Here is a 23,015-nt window from a genome sequence, read left to right as displayed (position 1 = left end):
ATGGGGATGCCGTTATTTCGCTTTTTGTTCCGCAAAATGTGGAACACGCGATGGATGACGCTAAGCTCGCTTGCCGGTCTGATTATTGCCGTAGCATTCGCGACTAGCATTCCGATGTATGCGGACGGCGCCCTTAAACGGGTTGTCGCGCAATCGCTGAAGGAAGAAAGCAGCGGATTGCCCGCGGGATCGCTGCTTATGCGCTATCAGGCGACAGGCGGCGGCAGCACGGATGTGAATGCACTGACGGAAGTATCGCGTTATGTCAAAGAAGATGTTCCTCCCGATATCGGGTTTCCTTACAATACTTATGTTCAGAATTTGGCAATCCGCAGCGCGGACATCACGCCTGAAGATCCTACCAAGGTGGATGCCAGCCGTTCCAGGCAAATGTCTTTAACCTCCATGTCGGGACTTGAGGACAAAAGCGAGCTGACCCAAGGGCGCTGGTTCGCCGATGCTGTAGGTGACGATGACGTGGTTGAAGCGGTGATCATGGAAGAAGCCATGTACAGAAGTGATATACATATCGGTGATGTGTTCGAGTATCCGATATACAGCGGATTGAATTTGACGCTGCGGGTAAAGATCGTCGGCGCCTATAAACCGCTGAGCGAGACGGACCCCTATTGGTATCAGGGGCTTGAAGGCATGATGAGCACGCTGCAAATTGGCGGGACCGCCTTCGAGAAGGGTCTCCTCCAGGACCGTAAAATCCCTCTTCATACGGCGAATTGGTATTATGCCTTTGATTTGGGAGAAATCCAGACGAGTCAATTGTCTCCTCTGGAGAAAACGCTGGATCGCCTCAATATTGAATTGTACCAGCGGCTCAAGGATACGAAGGTTGAAATTTCCTTCGCCAGTCTGCTGAGTGAATTCCGGACACAAAGTCTCCAGCTGCAGCTGCTGCTCTTTACATTGGCTGCGCCGATGCTGGCGATGGTATTCTACTTTATTGCGATGAATGCAAGGCAATCGCTCGACAAGCAGCGAAGCGACATCGCGGTGCTTCGCAGCCGGGGAGCGGGCACAAGGCAGATTATCTGGATCTATCTGCTCGAGAGCATTGTGCTGGGCATTATTGCTCTGATCATCGGTCCTTCCATTGGATGGTTTATGGCCAAGAGCATCGGTTCAGCCAATGGATTCCTGGAGTTTGTCAACCGCCAATCGATTCCGGTCGGCTTCTCTACGGAAGCGATCATCGCCGGGCTTGCGGCTGTCGTCCTTGCGATGCTGGCAACGGTTATTCCCGCTGTTATCTATGCCAGATCTTCGATCGTCAATTACAAGCAGCAGCTTGCCCGATCGGATCGAAGGCCGGTATGGCAGCGCTGGTACCTGGATGTGCTGCTGCTGGGAGCGGCCGGATACGGCTGGTATTTGTTCAATGAACGGCAGATGATTTCGTTCCAAAGCGGGATGACTACGGACCAATTGAATGTCCAGCCGTTCCTGTTCTTTGTTCCGGCGCTGGCGATCTTCGCGATGGGGCTTTTCTTCCTGCGCGTGTTCCCGTGGCTGCTGAAGCTCTTTAATTGGCTTGGCCGGAAGCTGCTGCCGGTGCCGCTTTACTTGACACTGACTCAGCTCTCCCGTTCGTCGAAAGGTTATTATCCGCTTATGATTCTGCTTATATTGACGCTTGGCCTGGGCGTATACAATGCCTCGGCAGCCCGGACGATTGACCTGAACTCTACGGAGCGAACGCTCTACAAGTTTGGAACAGACGTCATTATGCAGACAGTCTGGGAAGGAAAGGCCGAAGTGATCGATACCGGAGGCCAAAATGGCGGCGGTGGCGGCCAAAACGGCGGCAGCGGTCAAGGAGGCGGCCAGGGCAGCGGTGGAGCAGGAGGCGGTGGAGGAGCTGGAGGCGGCGGCGGCCAGGGCGGTGGTTCCACGGTTCCGACGCGAATCAATTATTCGGAGCCGCCTTTCGAAATTTTCCGCAAGCTTGACGGTGTGGAAGCAGCGGCCCGCGTGCTGCAGACCAAAGGTAATGTGGTCATCTCCGGACGTTCTATCGGCCAAGGGACATTGATGGGAATCGATAATGTCGATTTCTCCAAGGTTGCCTGGTTCCGGGATGATTTGTTCCAGACGCATCCTTTCAATTATTTGAACTATCTGGGCATGTATGAGCAGGCAGCAATTATTCCCTCCGGTGTTGCGGAGAAATATCAGCTGAAGCTTGGGGATGTCGTTTCGGTCGGCTTGCAGGAAGGGATGATCGATTTCGTCGTTGTCGGCATTGTGCCTTACTGGCCTGCCCAATACCCGGATCAATCGCCTTTTGTCATTGCCAATCTGGATTATATCTATGATCAGGTTCCGATCATTCCTTATGATGTATGGCTGAAGATGAAGCCTGGCGCGCTTACGGGGCCGATTATGAAGGAGCTGGAGAGTCAGGGGATTGAACTTGCGGGCGTCCAGGATGTCCGCATCGAGCTGGCGGCTCAAGCCAAGCATCCGACCAGGGGCGGCGTCTTCGGTATTCTGAGTCTGGGTTTTCTGGTCTCGATCATCGTTTCGCTTACTGGTTATGTACTCTATTGGTTCTTTAATCTATCAGGCAGAATCGTACAGTTTGGCGTTCTTCGAGCCATGGGCTTGTCGCGCAGGCAGTTGACAGGCATGCTCCTGCTGGAGCAGATTTTTACAGCCGGCTTGTCGATCGGCCTCGGCATACTGATTGGAAAGATTGCGAGTTTGCTCTTCCTGCCCTTTCTGCAGACATCGGAAAATGTCACGAATTCGGTTCCGCCGTTCCGGGTGGTTTTCGATTCGAAGGATACGACGCAATTATATATTGTCGTAGGTGCCATGATGCTTCTGGGAGCGGCGCTGCTGCTGGTGCATATCCGCAGATTGCGTGTGCATCAGGCGGTGAAGATGGGAGAGGAGCGTTAATACCAACATGATTACATGCGAAGGCCTTGTCAAAATTTATAAAACCGAAGATCTCGAAGTTGTTGCTCTTCAAGGACTGAATCTGAACGTCCGCGAGGGCGAGATGATGGCGATCATCGGCAACAGCGGCAGCGGGAAATCCACCCTGCTTAACATTCTGGGAGGGCTTGACCGGCCCTCTGCCGGTTCCGTCACAGTCGGTCCCTGGGATTTGCTCAAGATAACCGATGAGCAGCTAGTCTCTTACAAAAGGGATACCGTGGGCTTTATCTGGCAGAACAACGCACGCAATCTGCTGCCTTATTTAACGGCGCTGGAGAATGTGGAGATGCCGATGATGCTGTCATCCAAGCTGGACCGTCCTTATGCCAAGCAGCTGCTGGAATGGGTGGGTCTGAAGGAGCGGATGCACAATAAGCTCCATCAGCTTTCAGGCGGGGAGCAGCAGCGCGTAGCCATAGCGATCTCATTGTCCAATCATCCGAAGATGCTGCTGGCCGATGAGCCGACCGGCTCGGTCGATTCACGGACCTCGGACATGATTATGGATATCTTCCGAAAATTAAATCGTGAAATCGGGATTACAATCGTGATTGTAACCCATGATCTGTCGCTGGCAGGCAAGGTGGACCGTGTCGTGGCGATTCGCGACGGGTTGACCAGTACGGAATTTATTAAGCGGAATCCCAACATAGATGCAGATGGCAACATCAGCCTGTCGCAGCAGGGCATAGGAGAGGTTCATGAGGAGTATGTGGTGGTCGACCGGGTTGGCCGGCTCCAAATACCCAAAAATTATTTAACGGCTTTAAAGATTACCGATAAAGCGTCGATGGAATTCGATGGCGAGCGCATTATTATTTCGCCGCCAAAATCATTGGAGGGATAACCGTAATGGAACTCAAGGTCAAACCTAAAGGAAAATCAGTCATCCGCAGAGCCTCTGCACTTGTATTGTCGCTCGCTCTTGTATCGACCGTGCTTGCAGCCTGCTCGAAGGGAGACAGCGGCAGCGATGCCGAGCGGCATGTTCTGCGAATTGGTTTCATGTACTCCAATTCGGATAATGAGCCTTATCTGCGCCAGCAATTTACGGACTCTTATGAGCTGACACATCCCAATGTGGATATCGAAATCGCGGCGGCCATCAATTATGACGATCAGCGCTTTCAGGAACCGGATCCGAATAACAAACAGCCAGATCCGTACGAGAAGCTGAAGGAAATGCTCGTTGGCAGCAATCCGGTCGATGTTGTCGTTCTGGAATCCGCTTATCTGAAGCGTCTGGTACAGGATAATATGCTGAAACAGCTGGACCCGCTTATTCAGGAAAGCAAGTTCGATATCGAGGATTTCGTGCCTGCTGTCATCAATGGAATCAAAGATGCTGGCGATAACAACATCTACGCCTTGACGCCGACATTCAGCGCGTCCGCTCTTTACTTCAACAAGAAAATATTTACCGATGCCGGCGTTACACCGCCTACTGACAATATGCAGTGGCCGGATATAATGGCACTGGCTGAGAGAGTTGCCAAAGGAGAAGGCAAGACACGCACCTTCGGCTTCTCGTTCAACCGTTGGAGCGGCGATGGCTTCTCTGATGCGCAGAACTATGCGGCACCGCTGCAGCTCATGATGTTTGACAAAAAAGGCGAGAAGATGACCGTTGATACGCCGCAGTGGAATAAAGTGTGGACCGACGTCGTCAATTTGTATAAGAAGAAAATTGTCCCTTCCCAGTCGGATATGAATTTTGATAATGGGATGGCGACCAGCAGTTCCAAACCAGTCTTTAACCCGTTCCAGGGCGATTTGTTCCTGAGTGGACGCGTAGCGATGACAATCGGCGGCTATGATTATGTGAATGAACTGGCAAAAGCCAAAGACTACTCGGCTACAAACAAAGATATCAAAGCGATCGATTGGGATGTCGTAACCGTTCCTACCTTTGCCGAAGCGCCAGGCGTTGGCGGAAGTATTTATCTGAGCAATCTGATGGCCATCAATGCGAAAGCGCAAAACAGCGAGGATGCCTGGGAATTCATTCAATTCAATAACAGCAAGGAATGGGCAAAGCTGAAATCACGCAGCACCTACGAAATGGTGGCCCGCAAATCGTTCCTCAAGCCCAAGGATGGCATGAGCTATAATATCGGCGCTTTCTACGCTCTCAAGCCAGTACCGCCGCAGGACATTGAGCTGGATAAATTATACCGTGATAAACAGGGCCTTTATCAAGTAAATCAATTGGGCCAGCCTCTCTTCCAGGAGGTTGTCGACGGCAAGAAGTCGGTGGATGCCGCACTCAAGGAATGGCAGACTAAAGGCGATTCATTTCTGCAAAAGCTTAAAACAGATCCGAATGCCATGCTTGACCCTGCTGCTGGCGGCGGGGGCGGCGGAAAAGTCATATATAACTCCGGAGGCTAACACTCCGTCACTGCCGCACAATCGTGCGGCAGTATTTTTTTGTTGGATATGAAACATATAAAACTGATGAAGACTTCCTTAAATGGACAACCTATTGGAAAAATGGTAATGGAGGTTGTCTTCATGCGATGGGTGTATTGGATCCGTTTGTATGAAACGAAGTTTCAGGCAGGATGTCTGGTAAGCCGAATGGAGAGTGACTGGTGGGTTTATGGCTATGAAAGTCCCCGGGAAATCGAGGTATTCCAGTCACGGAAAGGGCGTTTCGGAGTCCGGTATGTCCCCTGAGAAAAAAATCTTGACTTAATATTGGAATGTGTTGTATATTATATCTTGTCGCCATTCAAATGACGTTGTTGTGAAAATGGTACTTTCGCGGGGTGGAGCAGCCCGGTAGCTCGTCGGGCTCATAACCCGAAGGCCGCAGGTTCAAATCCTGCCCCCGCAACCAACCTTTCGATTATTATCTTAAGGGCCCTTAGCTCAGTTGGTTAGAGCGGTCGGCTCATAACCGATTGGTCGGGGGTTCGAGTCCCTCAGGGCCCACCATCTCATACACGTCACTCATGCCGGGGTGGCGGAACTGGCAGACGCACAGGACTTAAAATCCTGCGGTGGGTGACCACCGTACGGGTTCGATTCCCGTCCTCGGCACCATTAAAAAACCTTGATTTTACTAGGTTTTTACGATGTACATACTTGTAGTAAAATTGATAGTCCTGTGTGGTTAATTTAAGTACACAGGATTCACGAAAAGCCAATAATACCTCCTTTGTAGTATCTGACTAAATCAGATGCATTCGAAGGAGGTATTTTTGTTATGCGTATAACGAAAGTTAAAAAAGCGGCACCCGCAACAATGGAAGAAGCATTAAATCAATTTATCAATTGGAAAAAAGCAAACAACCTTAGTGAACAAACCATTCTCGATTATACCACTCATGTCAATCTTCTCTTCAAACGTTTTCCCAATGCAGCAGAATCGTATGAACAGCTTGAGAAAGCGCTATATGAACACTTGGGACAGGAGAATATCAAACCCGCAACATATAACAATCGTTTGGTTTACTTGCGAACCTTCTTCAAATGGTGTGTAGAACAGGGAGTATTGTCTAATAATCCACTGGATAGCTTTAAAAAACGAAAAGATGAGGGTAGAATCGTTCAAATTGATGAGAATGTACTTACTGATCTTCTCCAAATACCTAATCAAAGCACGTATGCCGGATTACGCGATTACGCACTGCTGTTGATTTTCTTAGACAGCGGTATACGCCCGAAAGAAGCTTTTAGCTTGATGGAATCAGACTATAATAATCGTTCTTGTGAACTTACAGTAACCGCAGAGAAGGCAAAGACAAGAATATCACGAACACTTCATATATTACCCCAAACGGCAAAGGCAATAAATGAGTTGCTATCTGTACGTCCAGAGGAATGGAAAAACAAAGCTCCACTCTTTTGTACAAATGAAGGTAAGCCGTTAAACCGGCATACTTGGGGGGACAGAATCGAAATGTATTGTAAGAAGCTTGGAACCCGATTTCATCCTTATGCTTTACGTCATGCATTCTCGATTATGTTTCTGCGTGGCAAAGGGAACGCTTTTGCGCTTCAAATGATGCTTGGGCATGTAGATATGACCATGACCCGAAGGTATGTAAGATTAACGAATAGTGACGTAAAAGAGCAACATTCGATGGCTTCTCCTATTAATAGAATACTTCCTCAGAAGAAACGATTACGGAATATTGAGGGGAAATGAGGAGGTCTGAGCCATGACAACAAGAAGGAATATGTGGAAGGCTATGGAAGATGATGTTACTGCTCAAAGGCTCGTAGAACTGGTGAGAAAGCATTTCAAGCTTGCTCTGGAACACATCGATAATAATTCTTCTCCAGAGCGGAGACGAGCTATACGAGCCGAAATTGAGCGTCTGAGAGTGGAGAAGGATTGCTTGTTAAAGTCCTTTAAGCTGGAGGGCGTACAATGAACGAGGAGTTAATAAAATACGAAAAACTTGTATGTGAAGAGGACGAGTTGTGTTTTAAACTAAAGACATATCAAGAAGCGATTGCAGAACTGCTAATGTTGATTCACAAACAGGGTACAAATGATCTTCATTTGCTAACTATTGTGGAAATCATAAAAACCATACATTCAAATGAAATCATATGCCACACTGAACTGTTAAAATTACGAATTGCAAAGCACGTGTTATCGAACAAGATTAGTTACTAAATCTTTTCTGGAGGAAAGAATGATCGCTATAAAAAGCAAAATCATCATTGTTGATTCAATAAGAGAAGAATTAATCGTAATGGGCTTCAAAGGTTTCTTGTTGCGTAATCTGCTTGGCGTTATCGTTAACAATATCACATTGCACACATTCTACAACTTTATCACGAAAACAGAAGAGGAAGAAGGGAAATTGACGAAGGTATTGCTCGTACATAGGTTCATCGAACATATGGAGAACAAACATTCGTTTACAGATTGCAATGAGTTTATTACTGCATACAACTCAGCAAATACGATTTTCGAAAAACAAGGAGTGCTTGCTCGATTGTTTTGCTCGAACTCTCAAGATCTTATGAGAGTAGTGCTTTGGTTAAACGGTAATATGATTACGCATAATAAATTGTATGAATTGGTTGTTCGATATCGCTGCCAATACTCTGTTCGGGAATCACTTATTCTAATCAAATCTCTCCAAATTAAGCTGGATTAGCTCCAGTGCCGAATGAAAAAGCAAAGCCGCCTAATTACAGGCGGCTTCTCTTTCTTTATTAATCCTTTCGCGTCCCCTTAACAAACTTTACGTTTTTCAAAGCATACTCTAACGCCATATTTATTAATTCGTTCCGAGAACGGTTACTCTTGCTTGAAAGGTCGTCGAGTTTGATTTGGAGGGCTTTATCTATACGTATCGTTATTGTAACGGACTTCTCTTCTTTAGGTGTGACGATAAAATCATCGTTATCCATAATATAATCACCTCTTACACCAGTATAGAAGTGAGAAGTGATGAAAATATATAACACAAATTGTATTCAAAATTGAATGCAAAAGTGTTATTGTAAAAGCTAATGGTAAATTAATGAGATAGACTGCGGGGGTTACAGCATGAAGAAAGTGATAATATTTGCATCTGTATTAGCATTATCGATTAGTGTGACTGCATGTGGCAAGAGTGAAGAAGAGAAGATGTATGAGAGAATGGATAAGGCGATAGCGGAGAAAGCCGCTCAAAGGGATTTAGAATCAGAGAAAACGGATTATTTCAAGTGGCTTATGATAGAGGAGTTTGAGATCAAGAGAGACAATCCAAGCAACGACAGGGCATATGCAAAGTTGACAAACATGCATTCTGAAAAGACACTAAAGGGTTCTTTCTCGCTTGTTGTATACGATAAAAATGACAATATTATCGATACGCAATATGTTAGTCTGCCGAATGTTGGCTTGAAGCCAGATGAGACTTTTATAATGGATGAGATCATTCATGATGAGAATTACTACTCAGTTAAGATAGCTGATGCAAATATGGTTCGTGGATATTAACAGTTTGGAAATTGAAATGTTATTCGTGTGTGTTTTTCGGTTAGTTCACCATAGCTATATAGAAAGATAAACGTATCTGCATCGAATGATGACTTGCTCCCAGCAAGCAACTAATTATATTTTACGATACGAGGAGGTATCAGCAATTACATAAATCAAGCGCGACCTTTTAAAGCTTTGAAACAGTTTAAAACCTTTAAAAGTTGTGTAAGAGGCTAATCATCGTTACTTCTTCTTTTACAACTTGCCCGCTTCAAACCACGCGCTGAGTGAGAGCGAACCAATTTCTCCATAACCACAATTATGGAAAAAGAGCAGCCATAGGGAGGGGATGGTTTACAGTTGAAAACCAAAGGATTTTTCTATACAACTTGGTAACTCATACTCCCAGACTTCCGACCTCGATCTACGAACGATCCCTAATATCTGTAACAAATCGCTTTCGTGATTACGATAAGGCTCTTTCGTGAAGTTATTAATTTTATTCGATAATCACATCTCTATGTACAGTGATTGTGCTGCGTCTCTAATTGTGATTTTGGAGGAAAGACGAGTTTGAGAATAGTTTCAACCTCGTTTAAAGGTTTGAAACCTTTCATACCTTTGCAAGCTTTCAGAGAATTTCAATGTGGTAAAAACACTTTAAAAGGTAGCGCGACATGCAATCTGAGAACCTTTAAAGTACCTTTAACGTTGTTCAAACCTTGCAAACCTTTAAAGGTCTTTAAAATCTGTAATGCTATGAATCGCTGCAACTGTGTGCAATGCATTTAGACATTTAAGAAAGTCGATTTTCTAAAATGTACGATTTACGGCATATATATAATATGTATTATATCTAGATAAATCTATTGCAGATGTATATCTATATATTATATATACACCGCAAATCGCACGTTATTGATTTTCAACATCCCCTGCCAAATTACTTAACTTTTTAAGCTGCCATCACTTAATTAGTTAAGAAGACAATTTTGAGGGGGAGTTACAGAATGCAATTTGAGTTTAGTGTAAGGCAAGGATACCAGTTGTTGAGAAAGCAGCAGAAGATAAAATTAAAAGACCTTGCATCAAAAATCGGGGTATCGGTTCCTATGTTATCAATGTACGAGAACGAAATTGTGAACCTTCACAAAGAAAAGGAAAAACAATATCGTGAGTTCATTATTAGTGCGGTTGGTAACGAAGGGAATGGATCATTGTGAACAGGACATTTACAACAGAATATTTTTACTGTTACTCGGTACCTTTGTTCAAGTTTCTTAAAATGGACAAGGGTATTTCTTTTATTTGCTATGCTCTTCACGCTAAAACTCTTATGCCCTTCTGGATGTTCGAAAAAAATAATGAGTTAGAGATAGCCTTGAAGGAATACCAGTGTAGGTAATGATTATAGAATAGTGGATTGTCAACAGTAAATCAGACAACCTTTTTAAGGGCTTCTTGGCGATACTGAATAGGCGTCATATAGCCTAATGTTCCATGAATGCGATGCTTGTTGAACCAATTAACATAATCGTTTAATTCCAGTTCCAAGTGACGAAGGCTCTGGAAGTTCATCTGGTTTACGAACTCTGTTTTCATGATTTTGTAGGTGGCTTCGGCTACAGCATTGTCGTATGGACAGCCTTTCGCACTTAGAGATCGGCCGATTTCAAAGGTACCTAGAAGCTCGTCTATCTTTTGATTTTTAAACTCGCTGCCACGGTCCGTATGAAACCATTGAATATAACGCAAATCGCCCTGGACGCTCGCAAAGGCGCGGGAAATCAGAGCAGCGTCTTTATTCGGACCTGCACTGTGGCCAATGATCTCTCGATTGAACAAGTCGAGCAGCACACAGATGTAATGCCACCTGTTCTGAACCTTCACATAAGTCAGATCACTGACAACGAAGCGCTTTGCTTCCTCCTGCTCGAATTCGCGGCCCAAAACATTCTCTGTTGTTGCTTCATTAGGAGTGGTTTTATGGGGCTTATATTGAGCCACTGTGTAGGTCGAGACTAGCCCTTGCTCTTTCATAATCCTTCCAATTCTACGTCTGGAAACGACGATTCCGCGTTCCTGGAGCTTAACCTTAATCTTTCGTGTACCGTAAGCTTTTCGGTTATTGTGGAATATCTCTACAATCGCTTCGGTTATATCGTCTTCGTTCAATTGTTCTTTCGCGTCGTAGTAATACGTACTTCTTGCAATTTGCAGGACGTCGCACATTGCTGATACCGAGTATTTATCACGGTTATTCCGGATGATAGCTACTTTCGTCCCATGATCAGCGCTGCTTGCTTTAAAATATCCACTTCCATTTTCAGACGCTGGTTCTCTTTTCGTAAAGCGATCAATTCGTTCTCGTCTGACGAGCGATTGTCCTTCTCCTTGAAGGAACCGCTTGTCTCATCTTGTTTGATCCAGCGGTCTAAAGCAGAGGCTGTGAGGTCATATTCCTCCACAATCGCCGCTCTGGACTTCCCATTTTTATAGAGCTCCACCAGTTGTTTTTTGAATGCTGGAGTAAAGGTACGTCGTTCTTGTTTTGGCATTGTAGAGATCCGCTCCTTCATAATGATAGGTTCATTCTACAAGCCCTTATTTTTTCTGTCCAACTAAGTGTAGACGATCCAATAGTGAATATATAGAGGTGGTTGGCTTGGCTATTAACAGTGGTACTTATTATGACGAAAAACAGCTTAGAATGATTTTAGGGGCAGATGGAGAAAGTAAGCATAGAATATACATGCCAAATGGGGTTTTCAACGACTTGGTCAAATGCGAAGATTTCAAATCAAGAAAGGCAAATGCGACTCACATAGCATTTGCCTTTTCTTATCTTTATTTAGCTTCGTACATGTATAGATATGCTCGTTTTACTTATTATGAAGACTACTTTAGAGAGAATTTTATTGATGATAAGGTCATGTACATGATCTGCAACTGGATCGTCTACACTTAGTTGGACAGAAAAAATAAGGGCTTGTAGAATGAACCTATCATTATGAAGGAGCGGATCTCTACAATGCCAAAACAAGAACGACGTACCTTTACTCCAGCATTCAAAAAACAACTGGTGGAGCTCTATAAAAATGGGAAGTCCAGAGCGGCGATTGTGGAGGAATATGACCTCACAGCCTCTGCTTTAGACCGCTGGATCAAACAAGATGAGACAAGCGGTTCCTTCAAGGAGAAGGACAATCGCTCGTCAGACGAGAACGAATTGATCGCTTTACGAAAAGAGAACCAGCGTCTGAAAATGGAAGTGGATATTTTAAAGCAAGCAGCGCTGATCATGGGACGAAAGTAGCTATCATCCGGAATAACCGTGATAAATACTCGGTATCAGCAATGTGCGACGTCCTGCAAATTGCAAGAAGTACGTATTACTACGACGCGAAAGAACAATTGAACGAAGACGATATAACCGAAGCGATTGTAGAGATATTCCACAATAACCGAAAAGCTTACGGTACACGAAAGATTAAGGTTAAGCTCCAGGAACGCGGAATCGTCGTTTCCAGACGTAGAATTGGAAGGATTATGAAAGAGCAAGGGCTAGTCTCGACCTACACAGTGGCTCAATATAAGCCCCATAAAACCACTCCTAATGAAGCAACAACAGAGAATGTTTTGGGCCGCGAATTCGAGCAGGAGGAAGCAAAGCGCTTCGTTGTCAGTGATCTGACTTATGTGAAGGTTCAGAACAGGTGGCATTACATCTGTGTGCTGCTCGACTTGTTCAATCGAGAGATCATTGGCCACAGTGCAGGTCCGAATAAAGACGCTGCTCTGATTTCCCGCGCCTTTGCGAGCGTCCAGGGTGATTTGCGTTATATTCAATGGTTTCATACGGACCGTGGCAGCGAGTTTAAAAATCAAAAGATAGACGAGCTTCTAGGTACCTTTGAAATCGGCCGATCTCTAAGTGCGAAAGGCTGTCCATACGACAATGCTGTAGCCGAAGCCACCTACAAAATCATGAAAACAGAGTTCGTAAACCAGATGAACTTCCAGAGCCTTCGTCACTTGGAACTGGAATTAAACGATTATGTTAATTGGTTCAACAAGCATCGCATTCATGGAACATTAGGCTATATGACGCCTATTCAGTATCGCCAAGAAGCCCTTAAAAAGGTTGTCTGATTTACTGTTGACAATCCACAACACTTCACCTGACAGTAGAGGAAAAGAAGGGAAAAGTTATATCACCAAGAAACAAGGTATCCTTTCGAAGTTAGGTTACTTGCGAAAGGAAGGTGATTATCCTATAAGCTATGATTATTACACTGATGAATATGGAAATACAGATTATAATTTTGTAGATTGGCACATGTATTCATCCCAAAATAGATTGACTGGGGTATTTGATAAACCAAGGGCTAAAATGATTAATTTTCCTGTAAGAGGTATTTATGGAGATGAACAATCAGAAAGAGAGAATGAAGTAACAGGTTATTTCTATCGCTTCGAAAACACCACTGAGGTGGACATTAATACATTTATCTTCTGCATGAAGCACAGCGATATAGGAGTCGTTGGATTCTATTTGTATTCTTTCATCAAGAGTATGAATAGCTACTTCGGAGGTGAATACAATAGCCCCATTGAACAATTAGTTGTAAACACTGGTATAAAGAGTACTAAGCTTTCAGAAGCAATAACAACCTTGGAAGCGCATAATATGATTACAAATTCCCACAGCACTTTTGTGCCTTTTTTGTCTCAGGATAAGAGTATTCCAGCGAATGGTTACAGGACACTGAATAGAACTCAATTTACTGATTCAAGAAGGGAAGTAGAGGTACGGAAAGTTATGAGTCAAGCGGCATACGAAAGGACAGGAGGAAGATATCTATATGAAGATTCATCTATTGAAGAAAATGATGATGACGAACTGAATGATCTCCCTTTTTAAATAGTACTTTATTTGGCATAAATTTACAAATTGTATTTGGTATGGTATGCTCTCGTAATAATACCTTTATGAAAGAGATGAGTGTCGTGTCTATAAGTTTCCATATAGATCGGAATCCCGAGACAAAATCATACGGTTTTTACGAGCAAAGTAGCTACTAAGCTACTTTGCTTTTTTTTACGAAAAATTGGCGCTGCACTTTATTTGGCATTCGTTGAGTAGGGGGGTTGAAATGTAATTATAACTGCATGAATCAGTAAGTCAGATGAAACTAAAACAAACCAATATGGAGGGATTTCAATGTCTGAAATGCAAGCTTCAAATATGAATGGCTATAATGCTACATAGAAACTAGACAGCGAAAAAGGAGTATCTTAGTTGTATGAAGCCAACAAGAAGGAAGTTCACTCCGGAAGAAAAAGCGCGTCTAGTGCTGGAAATTCTGAAAGAAGAAAAGTCTGTCTCTCAGCTTGCAACCGAGCATGGCATCCATGCCAATGTCCTCACCCGGTGGAAGACGGAAGCGATCCAGAACCTCGCTCAGTTGTTCGTAGACGATCGGAAAGGCATCACGAAAATGAAACTGGATTATGAACAGCAGATCAGTGAACTCTACGCCGAAGTTGGGAAACTCTCCACGCAATTGTCGTGGATTAAAAAAAAATCTGGTCTCTAACTGGTCACGAGAAGAGCGCCTCGAACTCCTGGACTGGCAGAACCCTGAGCTGGCCATTACCGTGCAAGCCGAGCTATTAGGCCTCAACCGTAGCAGCCTGTACTACAAGCCGGTACCTCCATCTACGGAGGAGATACGCCTCAAGCACCGGATTGACGAGCTTTACACTGCGCATTCGTTTCTGGGCTACCGAAAGATTGCTGCCATTATGAACCGGGAAGGAGATTGTATTCACGAGAACACCGTAAGATGCTACATGCGAGAAATGGGAATCATGGCGATCTTCCCTGGTCCAAACCTGAGTAAGCGTGATCTGCAGCATCGCATTTATCCCTATATGCTGCGTAAGTTGAACATCACTCGACCTGACCACGTTTGGTCTGTGGATATCACTTACATACGCATGAAACAAGGCTGGCTGTATCTTTATGCCGTTATGGACTGGTATTCCAGATACATCGTTGACTGGCAACTTGATCAATCCCTAGAAATCGGTTTCGTGTTGGAGACCATGAGACGATCATTGGCGCGTCGTAAGCCTGAAATTATCAACAGCGATCAAGGGAGCCATTTTACCAGTCCCCAGTATATCGACTTGCTGAAGGAGAACGGCGTCAGGATCAGCATGGACGGCAAGGGCCGTGCCACCGATAACATTGTCATTGAGCGCTTCTGGCGCAGTTTGAAATACAATGAGATCTATATTCACGACTACAACAGCCCGCGAGAAACAAGGCGCGGCGTGGAACGTTACATCCAATTGCACAATCATTATCTGCCGCATCAATCGCTTCAAAATCATACGCCGGAAGCTGTGTACAACCGAGCGGTCGTTTTCAAATCCACAAGTGAATAAACAAAGCTCCCGCGCCTTCGCTTGGGCTGTGTCCTCCACCCATGGACATCTTCGCGCGGGGGATCTCATGATTACTATTTCCAGTTAAGAGCGATATCCAAACGATGAGGAAGAACGAAAGAGCGACACCTTGTGCATGATTTCACACCTTAAAAATCTAAAAAAGCTGTCTTGACATCTTGTAGCACCATAGGCAGCGTCCCACTCGAATCATTAATTGGTCATGAAGTGAAAGTCAAAGTTAAGGGTGTTCTACCAATGGCAAAAGGAATGGCTCGTGATTACAAGGAGTTTATTCTAGCTGTCGAGCCTAATCAAAATATGAGCGACTATAGAGTGTATATTCGCTTAATATCTAGTGGTAAAACGCGGAGAAGAGTATCAGATTATTCACGATTCTTTTCCCAAATACAGATCACTTTAGTTGAAGATGGAGAAATGATTGATGTTCATTATTCGGAAGTTCAGGACTTATTGAAGACTCTAAAACGATTCTAAATGGAAGATGAGTTTTATTTAGAATGAAGGAGCGGGATTATGAAGAAAAACCAAGACAATAATAATACCTCACATTCACTCGAAGGTAAAAGTTTAGAGGATCTGTGGAAAATCTATCTGGGTGAAGAAGAACTTGAAAAAGAAAAAGCAAAGTATGAAGCTCGGAAACTAAAGTCAGATTATCAGGAAGAAGCAATTAACTTGGTCACTTGTTCGCTGTGTGGAAGTGATGATGTACCAAATGTTTTATTGGATATTCCGTTAAAATCAAACAATAAGCGGTTATTGAGCGTAAAGGTGTATGGCGCACAATGTTCAAATCCAGATTGTTTAGAGCAATACTATGATTCTTATGCTCTTGATGCTATTAAGGATATTGAGTATTGGTTGAATATGCGAGAGCATCATGATCGAATAGTCCCTTTTCATCTTCTTAGTAAGGAAGCACGCGAATCAATTGCACGAGCCATGCGTGATGATGATGACGATGAAGAATAAGCAATAATTAACAAAGCCTATGAGCAAATTCAAGCTCGTAGGCTTTTGTTTTGTATAGAAAAAAGTAAGGGAGTGTGATTGGAATGAGCAATGCCACTATTATTCAGACAAGAGATAATGTGTTTATTGGTTCTGATAGCGCAACTTCAATTGAAGTTAATGGGGACTTATTCAGGCAAGATACCGAAGCAATAAAGTTGTATCAAGTTGACGATAAGATTATTTTCGCTTCTGGTGAACTGCACTTTTGCTATAGTGTGATGGAGAAATTTCAGCAATCAAAAACGAGAGGCATTGAGCAGCTTAGACAGATTATCTATCAGCATTATGCCGGACAAGTCATTGAAATCGTAATTTGTGAACATGATGGGGATCAGACTGTTATTCATCAGTTATCGTCGTACAATAACTTCATTCCTGTGATTCATAGCAATATTCCTGAGGGTGGCATTCACGTACTCTCCGCAGGGATAAAGACCAGGGAATCGCATGAAGTTGCATGTATGAACATATTTGGGGGCCGAACTGTTAAAGAAACCTATAAAAGAGTGTTTGATAGCATTGCTTTTGAAGGTATCGGCGGGATGCTTTCTGTGTTCAGGATAAATAAAGAAGGAATAAGTAGATATCTTACACACCAAATCAAAGAACCACATGATTTAAGAATGCTTAGTATAAGTGTTCTGGCTGATTATTATCAGAAGCACTGTATAGTGGCTGAAAGACTCTACGGAAAGATTTTCATGGGTACAAACCTTGCCCTTGAAGACGAGGATGGTGTATTGAAATTCCAAGGCTCCAAAGGTGAAATCTTTGACCGCAATGGGAAGCTTGTCATGAAGCTTGGTTTAGTTGATGAAGAACCAGATACTTTTGGACTCTGGTCATTTAATGATATTACGAGAGTCAAAATGGATGATATTTCTGGATTTGTAATCGACAAAGCGACCACAGATACAACAAATCATCCTGATGGATGGGAGAAGGTTCTGTGGGCAGACCCAAGTGATGGAACTCTCTACACGAAAGGTCTTGTAGCTGAGAACATCAAGATCGTCAATAATGTGGGTGATGTTATTCTGGACGCTGAGAATAACTACCTAAACATTGGAGACTTCAAGAATATCGTCATGGATAATAAGCTGACAACGCTTGAAAAGACGCAGGTCATTACTGAACTGTATAAGATCGAATCAGGCTATCACAGGATGCTTGAACAGGCAGAAGAATATAAACGCTCACAACGAGATGATGTATTTGATATGGATGCTCAATTCTTATCTAAAACTCCAAGCACAATCGATCTGTATTCCACAACACCGCTGTCAAATGCATATAATGCATTGATTGACTACATGGCACAATACATTGACATTGTAGGCAGAGAGCCATTAAATGTTAACATCAATTCTCCTAAAACAGATCAAACGAGTGAAATCCCTGATCGTGCTGAGTTCATCTTGAAGTTCAAGACTTATTATGATGAAGAGATAAATCTTCGAAATAAAATCGAAGATGCCCAATTCTATTCTGGTCTGAATATGGGAACCTTCTATAACAATGTCGTTATTGGCGAGTATGGATTCATTGCTTTAAGGAGTGATGGAAAGTATCGTTCTGTTCTTAATGCAACGAATGGACTGGCATTGCAGAAGTGGGAGAATAACCAATGGACAAATAAAGTGTATGCATCTATCGGAAACTCATCGTATGAGGATGGAACACTCATTGCGGAAGACTTGGTAGCTAAACGCTTGCGAATTGAAACGAAGCTTGGCGATGTGCTGCTTGATGCTGATGCTCTTAACTTTGACTTTACTGTGCTAGATTCCATTGTCCTCGACGATGTAATTGTTTCTACAGAGAAGATCACACTGTCCAATCAGTATAAGAGTATTACGAAACAGTACATTACGTTAAAGGATCAAATACAAAGATACGCAACAAGTGTATATAACGATAGAGATTCATCTTATTATGAATTAGATGATGCCAGAAACCAGTTGATGACAGCAGGGAGTGAGTTGGATTCTTCGTACAATTCACTAACCTCATATATGAATCCAATCTTCGCGAATATGAATGCTACAACTCATATCGTCAACGATCTTGGATCGACAAGGCTGATATTCCATTCCAAGTGGGAAGACTTCTACAAGGCATATGAGGGCGCTAGAGAGAAGCTTTCTGACTTCCTAGAGAAGAGTTCGATGCAGTTAGGTAGAAACTACAACAACACTGTTATCGACGCTGAGAATGGCATTGTAGTCACGAGAGGGAACATGATGAACAGGGCAATCATGAACGCTACCAGAGGGTTCGCGCTTCAAAAAAATACAGGTTCAGCTAATGCGCCAGTATGGGTAGATAAGTTCTATGCTGACATAGAAGGAAACTTTTATGCAGAGGAACTTCGTGCGATAAGACTCAGAATCATTTCTGGTGATGGTGATATGCTTATTGATGGAGACGAAAGAAAGTTGTATCTCAACAAGTTCGATATCATCGGTGCTGGACTGATTACTTCTGAACATATCATTACGAATACAATCACAGCGGACAATGGATACATCGCAGACCTTGCAGTTAACCACCTGAAAACGTTGGCGAAGGATGGGAATGTTGGAGGATACATTGACTTCATCGATATCATGAACAATGAAGCGAGATGGATTACTGGTAGGATTACGTCGAAGACTCCTGCAATTGATTCAAGGGGAAATGCGTTGTATTGGAAGGATTCTGAGAAGAAGTATCTGACTACAGATGTGACTCCTTACATTGCATATAGCTATGAGATGGATGAAACAGATAAGTTGAAGATTGCATTCCAAGATTCTGGTATTGCATCGCATCCATATAGCGTATGGGGTGCTGGCGATGGTGTCATAGTCAATACAGGAACGAATTATGGTGATACCGCAAGGGGGTATATTTATAAATTACCTACTGAGTTTCACTTCAAGTATAACGCAAGTAATTCAGGTGATTTGCGAGAAGTGAAGTTATATGATCAGGGAATTGATATAGCAAGTTTAGGTAAGCCGGTAAGAATTGAGGGAAAAGAAGTTAGAGTAAAGACCGAAGGTGGGATGATTCAGCTTCAACATTCTTCTGGTACAAGCTTTGGAATAGATGAAGCAGGAGAGACAATATACTTGAAGCTTTCGAATGGTAGTATTGTAGAGGTAGGTAATACAGGATTGAAAGCTAATATCAATGGTGATATAACATTGAACGCAACAGGGAATGTTCAAATTACTGGTTCAAGGATTGATCTCAACTAAAATGATAAATCAAATTCGTAGAAAGCAACAATAAACAGATGAGAGCCTTGCTTATTGTTGCTTTTCACATATTTAGTGATTGAGAATTGACTGTAAGTTAGTCCCATGCCATTCTTATGCTAATACTGCGCCCATTCCTAAAAAGAAACCAGTAAAATTTTATGTAGCTTCAAACGAGGTATCTGATATATTCATTGTAAACAAACCTTTTATTTGTATTGGTTTTGACAATCACAAAAGAACGAGTATGAAGAAGCAGACCAAGCACGCATTGTGGATGAGAATATGGTCCATATGATGAAACGCGTTAATAGATTAATTCCTTATTTTCCCTAAGCTACGGAATGGTAAACCATTACCGACATAAAACTTATCCGTCAATCTCTTCTTTAACATGATGTAACCTTCTAATCTGTATGATTCTATCTAGGTATACCGACCATTCTGATCCAAGGTAGAGATTGAGTAGCTTTACTAGATCATCATGGTTAATAAGTTCAATTCCATTTTTCATGGCAAATTTGACAGATTCTTTTGTGAAATTCGAGGTTGCAACCAACACTCCTTTAGTCGCCCGTTCTGAGAACACAACACCTGTTAATGCTCTGATGTAATCAGGTCCGATGTCTGACTCGTGTCTTTTACATTCGACAATGATTTTTTCTGATTTTCCTAGTTCATTTGATTCCGCTATTACATCAAGGCCACCATCTCTTGTTGTGGAAGTCAGAGTGGTCTTGTATCCCATTTTTTCGTACAAAGCGTCTACTAGCAATTCAAATTCTCGTGGGCTTAAACTAAGAAGAACCGCTCGCGGTTGCTTAACATCAATAAACTTTTTACGGATAATTAAAGTTGCATCATGCATTCCATATATGTCATATTCATCTAGTACAGAGAGATGCGCAAGTTCATATGCATTAATAACGTCAATAGCCATCTTCGGGTTATCGGGTAATAAATCAATAATCCAAGACAAGCCTTCCCATGCAAATCTATCTTCTGAAGCTAATCTCTTATAGTATTCTGAATTATATGCGTCATTCCGCGAACCTAAGAGTTCTTTATTTTTGTAAAATTCTAGTCGGGTTGTATCCCTACTTGATTCTCCCGCAGTCATTAAAAATCGTCGAAGTAATGTGTTAATATGTTCCTCATTAATTTCATGAGCATGTTCCAAAAATATCTCTTCGAGTTCTTCGCTGGGAAAGCATCTTCCAATATCCAAAATATGATATTCTTCTGATAGAATTATCTCACGCCATTTTTGAAACTCTAATTCACTTGCAGTTATAGAGTGCAACTTACTTGTATGTTTCAAGACAGTGCTCCTTTACTTTATGTTTTTTGTGTTTCTCTGTTGAGCGTAAAATGGTGAGAAAAGGCGAGCAGAAATCCATAGTTGACTACTACTTGTAATGCTAGTTCTTAAAATGTCGATCCTTTTACGTCTTCTAGCCAAATAATTGTCCTCCTATCATTTGGAATATGTTAGTATGTTGTATAGGTCATTATAACTATAAACATGTATTTGAGGAATACTTGTAATAGCAGAAGCTGTTAGAGGGATTATAAACCAATAAGTATTGTTATTGTAAAGTCTTCCAGTGATGAATCAAACAAAGAAAATTTGAAGGTGGCAATTAATAATCATCGCATCAAACGTGGTATTTTATGCATTATATATAAATCTAGCTTTAAGTCTTATGAATTGTTAATACAAATATAGGTGGAGATAAAACATGACGAATAATGTTTTGGAATTGGTGCGTGAATTACGTGTTGATGCACTTTATGGTAAGAAGAAGCATTATAATGCTGCTGAGAGAAAACAGAAGTATCATACTTACATTGGAATTAGTAGTTTAGTGGCAAATATTCTTGCTGGTTCTATACTTTTTGCATTTTTTTCAAATGAATGGTCTAACTGGGGGAAAATGGATAGGGGCGCTTCTATCTTTAATTACTGCAGCATTTATTGCCATTCAAACTTTTTTCAATTTTCAGAAGCAAGTTGAAGGGCACAGAAGTATAGCCTCCCGATATTTAGTCGTTTCAAAAGAATGCAATCGAGTTGAAGCGTACTTTATTGACAAACATTTTGATCCTGAAAGCCTTCGGGAGCAGTTGGAAAACTTATCAAGAGTTTGTAATCAAATTAATAATGATGCTGATGCATTTCCTACTTCAAATACAGACTATCGTATTGCCCAACAAGGGTTGAACGATGGTGAGGAATTATATACCGTATCAGAAAAACAGCGCAAAGGTGAGTAGATGATATGGGGAATATTGATACAGCGATTGATGAATTTATTTACGAAGAAATTAAACTAAATCGAACAGATATTAGTGCTGCAGTAAGTAGTAGAGAATGGTTCCTAAGAAGGCTACAGAATGAGATCAACCGTCGTTCAAATGAACCTATCCTCTACACTCCTTCGCCTTTTGTTTACTTCGGTAGTTATTTCAAAAGGACAAAAGTGTCTAATGTTGACGAATTTGATGTACTTGTAGTTATTGACTGTAATACGGGTGTTTTCTCTAAAGGTGGCACAAAATATGGGATTGGACAGGGAAACGCAATACCTAATTATCGATATGCTAATAAATACAGAAAGTCAGATAATAGCGGTGTAAGTCCTACTAGAATACTAAACTGGCTTCAGAGTGCAGTTGCTACTGTTACAGAAAGCTTTGGTGGGCAAGCGCCAGAACGAGATGGACAAGCAATCACCGCATATATTCAAAAACATAATTTCAAAATTGACTTAGTTCCTGCAGGAATATTCAAACGGAATGATGATGACTCAATATTTTATATTATCCCTAAAGGTGATAAAGAAGGATCTTGGATTATTACATCTCCACGTGAAGACATAAATTTACTAGATGGTGCTGCAAAAAACAATGAGGGTTTCAGGAATCTCGTACGTTTATGCAAGTATATTAAGAATAAATATAGATTTTCTGTTTCTTCTTTTGCAATAGAATCGGCTGTTGTTCAATACCAACAAACTCGTATTTGGACTGAAGTATTCTCATACAATGTTAGGGAAGTTCTAATCTATATTGCAATGATATTTAAGAAAGGACTATTGCCTGACCCATATGATTTCAAAGTAAATTTGTTAGCAGGTGTAAGCAGCCTTGATTGGTATGCCCAAAGAGTTGAGAACATTGTATCTATACTTGATAGGATGGAGCAAGAGGAAGATCAAGATAAAGTAATTCGAAATATCTATAGAGCATTTAAGAACGAATAAGTAAAAACAAGAATACATAATGTGGGTAAAAACTTAGGTGGAAAGGCAAGTGAATAATAAGTAATTGAGACTCATAAACTCATAAGCATGTATTCAACGGAGACTATAAGT

At 42.3% G+C, this 23,015-nt stretch carries 21 protein-coding genes and 3 tRNA genes; 22 read left to right on the top strand and 2 right to left on the bottom strand.

The genetic code is table 11. The features are described from left to right. The 12 genes from ACFOLF_RS06325 to ACFOLF_RS06270 all read left to right on the top strand — a co-directional run bounded on the left by ACFOLF_RS06325 (position 1) and on the right by ACFOLF_RS06270 (position 10,122). Entirely contained in the window at positions 1-2,919 is a 2,919-nt protein-coding gene (locus tag ACFOLF_RS06325; protein ID WP_210046540.1) for an ABC transporter permease, read from the top strand. Between the two features lie 7 nt (positions 2,920-2,926). Further along, positions 2,927-3,808 (top strand): ABC transporter ATP-binding protein, encoded by an 882-nt coding sequence (locus ACFOLF_RS06320; RefSeq protein WP_210046539.1) that lies wholly within the window; start codon positions 2,927-2,929, stop codon positions 3,806-3,808. A 5-nt stretch (positions 3,809-3,813) separates the two neighbouring features. Then, positions 3,814-5,352, top strand: coding sequence for an ABC transporter substrate-binding protein (locus tag ACFOLF_RS06315; protein WP_210046538.1), 1,539 nt, complete (start codon positions 3,814-3,816; stop codon positions 5,350-5,352). 123 nt (positions 5,353-5,475) lie between these two features. After that, entirely contained in the window at positions 5,476-5,640 is a 165-nt protein-coding gene (locus tag ACFOLF_RS06310; protein WP_210046537.1) for a hypothetical protein, read from the top strand. 86 nt (positions 5,641-5,726) lie between these two features. Continuing rightward, positions 5,727-5,803, top strand: a tRNA-Met gene (locus ACFOLF_RS06305). 21 nt (positions 5,804-5,824) lie between these two features. Next, positions 5,825-5,901, top strand: a tRNA-Ile gene (locus ACFOLF_RS06300). 19 nt (positions 5,902-5,920) lie between these two features. Beyond that, positions 5,921-6,009: transfer RNA gene (locus ACFOLF_RS06295), tRNA-Leu, on the top strand. A 163-nt stretch (positions 6,010-6,172) separates the two neighbouring features. Continuing rightward, complete coding sequence (locus ACFOLF_RS06290; protein WP_210046536.1) at positions 6,173-7,117, top strand: tyrosine-type recombinase/integrase; 945 nt, start codon at positions 6,173-6,175, stop codon at positions 7,115-7,117. Positions 7,118-7,130: 13 nt separating this feature from the next. After that, positions 7,131-7,346 carry a hypothetical protein gene (locus ACFOLF_RS06285; RefSeq protein WP_210046535.1) on the top strand — a complete coding sequence of 72 codons (216 nt, stop codon included), beginning with the start codon at positions 7,131-7,133 and terminating at the stop codon, positions 7,344-7,346. A 267-nt stretch (positions 7,347-7,613) separates the two neighbouring features. Then, positions 7,614-8,084 (top strand): hypothetical protein, encoded by a 471-nt coding sequence (locus ACFOLF_RS06280; RefSeq protein WP_210046534.1) that lies wholly within the window; start codon positions 7,614-7,616, stop codon positions 8,082-8,084. A gap of 395 nt (positions 8,085-8,479) precedes the next feature. Beyond that, complete coding sequence (locus ACFOLF_RS06275; protein WP_210046533.1) at positions 8,480-8,917, top strand: hypothetical protein; 438 nt, start codon at positions 8,480-8,482, stop codon at positions 8,915-8,917. A gap of 992 nt (positions 8,918-9,909) precedes the next feature. After that, on the top strand, positions 9,910-10,122 hold the full coding sequence (locus tag ACFOLF_RS06270) for a helix-turn-helix domain-containing protein (protein WP_210046532.1): 213 nt from the start codon (positions 9,910-9,912) through the stop codon (positions 10,120-10,122). Between the two features lie 214 nt (positions 10,123-10,336). On the opposite strand, the gene ACFOLF_RS06265 is transcribed toward ACFOLF_RS06270, so the two are convergent. Further along, positions 10,337-11,457, bottom strand: a protein-coding gene (locus ACFOLF_RS06265) for an IS3 family transposase (RefSeq protein ID WP_210047218.1) whose coding sequence is annotated in 2 segments (ribosomal slippage) — positions 10,337-11,208 and positions 11,208-11,457 — 1,122 coding nt in all. Because the reading frame shifts where the segments join, the coding sequence is not laid out codon by codon here. A 107-nt stretch (positions 11,458-11,564) separates the two neighbouring features. On the opposite strand from ACFOLF_RS06265, the gene ACFOLF_RS06260 reads away from it, so the two are divergent. The 7 genes from ACFOLF_RS06260 to ACFOLF_RS06230 all read left to right on the top strand — a co-directional run bounded on the left by ACFOLF_RS06260 (position 11,565) and on the right by ACFOLF_RS06230 (position 19,638). Next, a complete protein-coding gene (locus ACFOLF_RS06260) occupies positions 11,565-11,867 on the top strand; it encodes a hypothetical protein (RefSeq protein WP_379114520.1) in 303 nt (100 codons plus the stop codon). A 63-nt stretch (positions 11,868-11,930) separates the two neighbouring features. Next, a protein-coding gene (locus ACFOLF_RS06255; protein ID WP_210047218.1) for an IS3 family transposase occupies positions 11,931-13,051 on the top strand; the annotation gives its coding sequence in 2 pieces (ribosomal slippage) (positions 11,931-12,180 and positions 12,180-13,051; 1,122 coding nt in all). Then, the gene (locus tag ACFOLF_RS06250; protein ID WP_210047217.1) at positions 13,044-13,823 is read left to right on the top strand and encodes a hypothetical protein; all 780 of its coding nucleotides are present in this window, start codon (positions 13,044-13,046) and stop codon (positions 13,821-13,823) included. The genes ACFOLF_RS06255 and ACFOLF_RS06250 overlap by 8 nt, the downstream gene beginning before the upstream one ends. 382 nt (positions 13,824-14,205) lie before the next feature. Further along, a protein-coding gene (locus ACFOLF_RS06245) for an IS3 family transposase (protein ID WP_379219418.1) occupies positions 14,206-15,355 on the top strand; the annotation gives its coding sequence in 2 pieces (ribosomal slippage) (positions 14,206-14,475 and positions 14,477-15,355; 1,149 coding nt in all). 258 nt (positions 15,356-15,613) lie between these two features. Then, on the top strand, positions 15,614-15,853 hold the full coding sequence (locus ACFOLF_RS06240; RefSeq protein WP_210042176.1) for a hypothetical protein: 240 nt from the start codon (positions 15,614-15,616) through the stop codon (positions 15,851-15,853). Between the two features lie 39 nt (positions 15,854-15,892). Continuing rightward, a complete protein-coding gene (locus ACFOLF_RS06235) occupies positions 15,893-16,351 on the top strand; it encodes a hypothetical protein (protein WP_210042174.1) in 459 nt (152 codons plus the stop codon). An 83-nt stretch (positions 16,352-16,434) separates the two neighbouring features. Beyond that, the gene (locus ACFOLF_RS06230; RefSeq protein ID WP_210042172.1) at positions 16,435-19,638 is read left to right on the top strand and encodes a hypothetical protein; all 3,204 of its coding nucleotides are present in this window, start codon (positions 16,435-16,437) and stop codon (positions 19,636-19,638) included. 370 nt (positions 19,639-20,008) lie between these two features. Here ACFOLF_RS06230 and ACFOLF_RS06225 read toward each other — a convergent pair whose 3' ends face one another. Further along, positions 20,009-20,959, bottom strand: a complete 951-nt coding sequence (locus ACFOLF_RS06225) for a restriction endonuclease (RefSeq protein ID WP_210042164.1) — start codon at positions 20,957-20,959, stop codon at positions 20,009-20,011. 421 nt (positions 20,960-21,380) lie between these two features. Between ACFOLF_RS06225 and ACFOLF_RS06220 the strand changes: the two genes are divergently transcribed. Genes ACFOLF_RS06220 through ACFOLF_RS06210 form a run of 3 tightly spaced genes read left to right on the top strand, consistent with a single transcriptional unit; the run spans position 21,381 to position 22,904 of the window. Continuing rightward, complete coding sequence (locus ACFOLF_RS06220) at positions 21,381-21,656, top strand: hypothetical protein (protein WP_379219653.1); 276 nt, start codon at positions 21,381-21,383, stop codon at positions 21,654-21,656. Then, positions 21,553-21,915 carry an SLATT domain-containing protein gene (locus tag ACFOLF_RS06215; RefSeq protein WP_379219416.1) on the top strand — a complete coding sequence of 121 codons (363 nt, stop codon included), beginning with the start codon at positions 21,553-21,555 and terminating at the stop codon, positions 21,913-21,915. Before ACFOLF_RS06220 ends, ACFOLF_RS06215 begins: the two co-directional genes overlap by 104 nt. Positions 21,916-21,920: 5 nt before the next feature. Then, a complete protein-coding gene (locus tag ACFOLF_RS06210; protein ID WP_210042149.1) occupies positions 21,921-22,904 on the top strand; it encodes a hypothetical protein in 984 nt (327 codons plus the stop codon). Positions 22,905-23,015 lie beyond the last annotated feature (111 nt).

Origin of the sequence: Paenibacillus sepulcri, from assembly GCF_042647105.1 — a bacterium.
GTDB lineage: Bacteria > Bacillota > Bacilli > Paenibacillales > Paenibacillaceae > Paenibacillus_Z > Paenibacillus_Z sepulcri.
The sequence above is the reverse complement of the archived record's forward strand: the minus strand, read 5'-3'. Positions and strand labels throughout refer to the sequence as shown.

Coding starts and splice junctions, on each gene's coding strand:
- ACFOLF_RS06325 (WP_210046540.1), top strand. CDS start 1: ATGGGGATGCCGTTATTTCGCTTTTTGTTCCGCAAAATGTGGAACACG.
- ACFOLF_RS06320 (WP_210046539.1), top strand. CDS start 2,927: ATGATTACATGCGAAGGCCTTGTCAAAATTTATAAAACCGAAGATCTC.
- ACFOLF_RS06315 (WP_210046538.1), top strand. CDS start 3,814: ATGGAACTCAAGGTCAAACCTAAAGGAAAATCAGTCATCCGCAGAGCC.
- ACFOLF_RS06310 (WP_210046537.1), top strand. CDS start 5,476: ATGCGATGGGTGTATTGGATCCGTTTGTATGAAACGAAGTTTCAGGCA.
- ACFOLF_RS06290 (WP_210046536.1), top strand. CDS start 6,173: ATGCGTATAACGAAAGTTAAAAAAGCGGCACCCGCAACAATGGAAGAA.
- ACFOLF_RS06285 (WP_210046535.1), top strand. CDS start 7,131: ATGACAACAAGAAGGAATATGTGGAAGGCTATGGAAGATGATGTTACT.
- ACFOLF_RS06280 (WP_210046534.1), top strand. CDS start 7,614: ATGATCGCTATAAAAAGCAAAATCATCATTGTTGATTCAATAAGAGAA.
- ACFOLF_RS06275 (WP_210046533.1), top strand. CDS start 8,480: ATGAAGAAAGTGATAATATTTGCATCTGTATTAGCATTATCGATTAGT.
- ACFOLF_RS06270 (WP_210046532.1), top strand. CDS start 9,910: ATGCAATTTGAGTTTAGTGTAAGGCAAGGATACCAGTTGTTGAGAAAG.
- ACFOLF_RS06240 (WP_210042176.1), top strand. CDS start 15,614: ATGGCAAAAGGAATGGCTCGTGATTACAAGGAGTTTATTCTAGCTGTC.
- ACFOLF_RS06235 (WP_210042174.1), top strand. CDS start 15,893: ATGAAGAAAAACCAAGACAATAATAATACCTCACATTCACTCGAAGGT.
- ACFOLF_RS06230 (WP_210042172.1), top strand. CDS start 16,435: ATGAGCAATGCCACTATTATTCAGACAAGAGATAATGTGTTTATTGGT.
- ACFOLF_RS06220 (WP_379219653.1), top strand. CDS start 21,381: ATGACGAATAATGTTTTGGAATTGGTGCGTGAATTACGTGTTGATGCA.
- ACFOLF_RS06215 (WP_379219416.1), top strand. CDS start 21,553: ATGAATGGTCTAACTGGGGGAAAATGGATAGGGGCGCTTCTATCTTTA.
- ACFOLF_RS06210 (WP_210042149.1), top strand. CDS start 21,921: ATGGGGAATATTGATACAGCGATTGATGAATTTATTTACGAAGAAATT.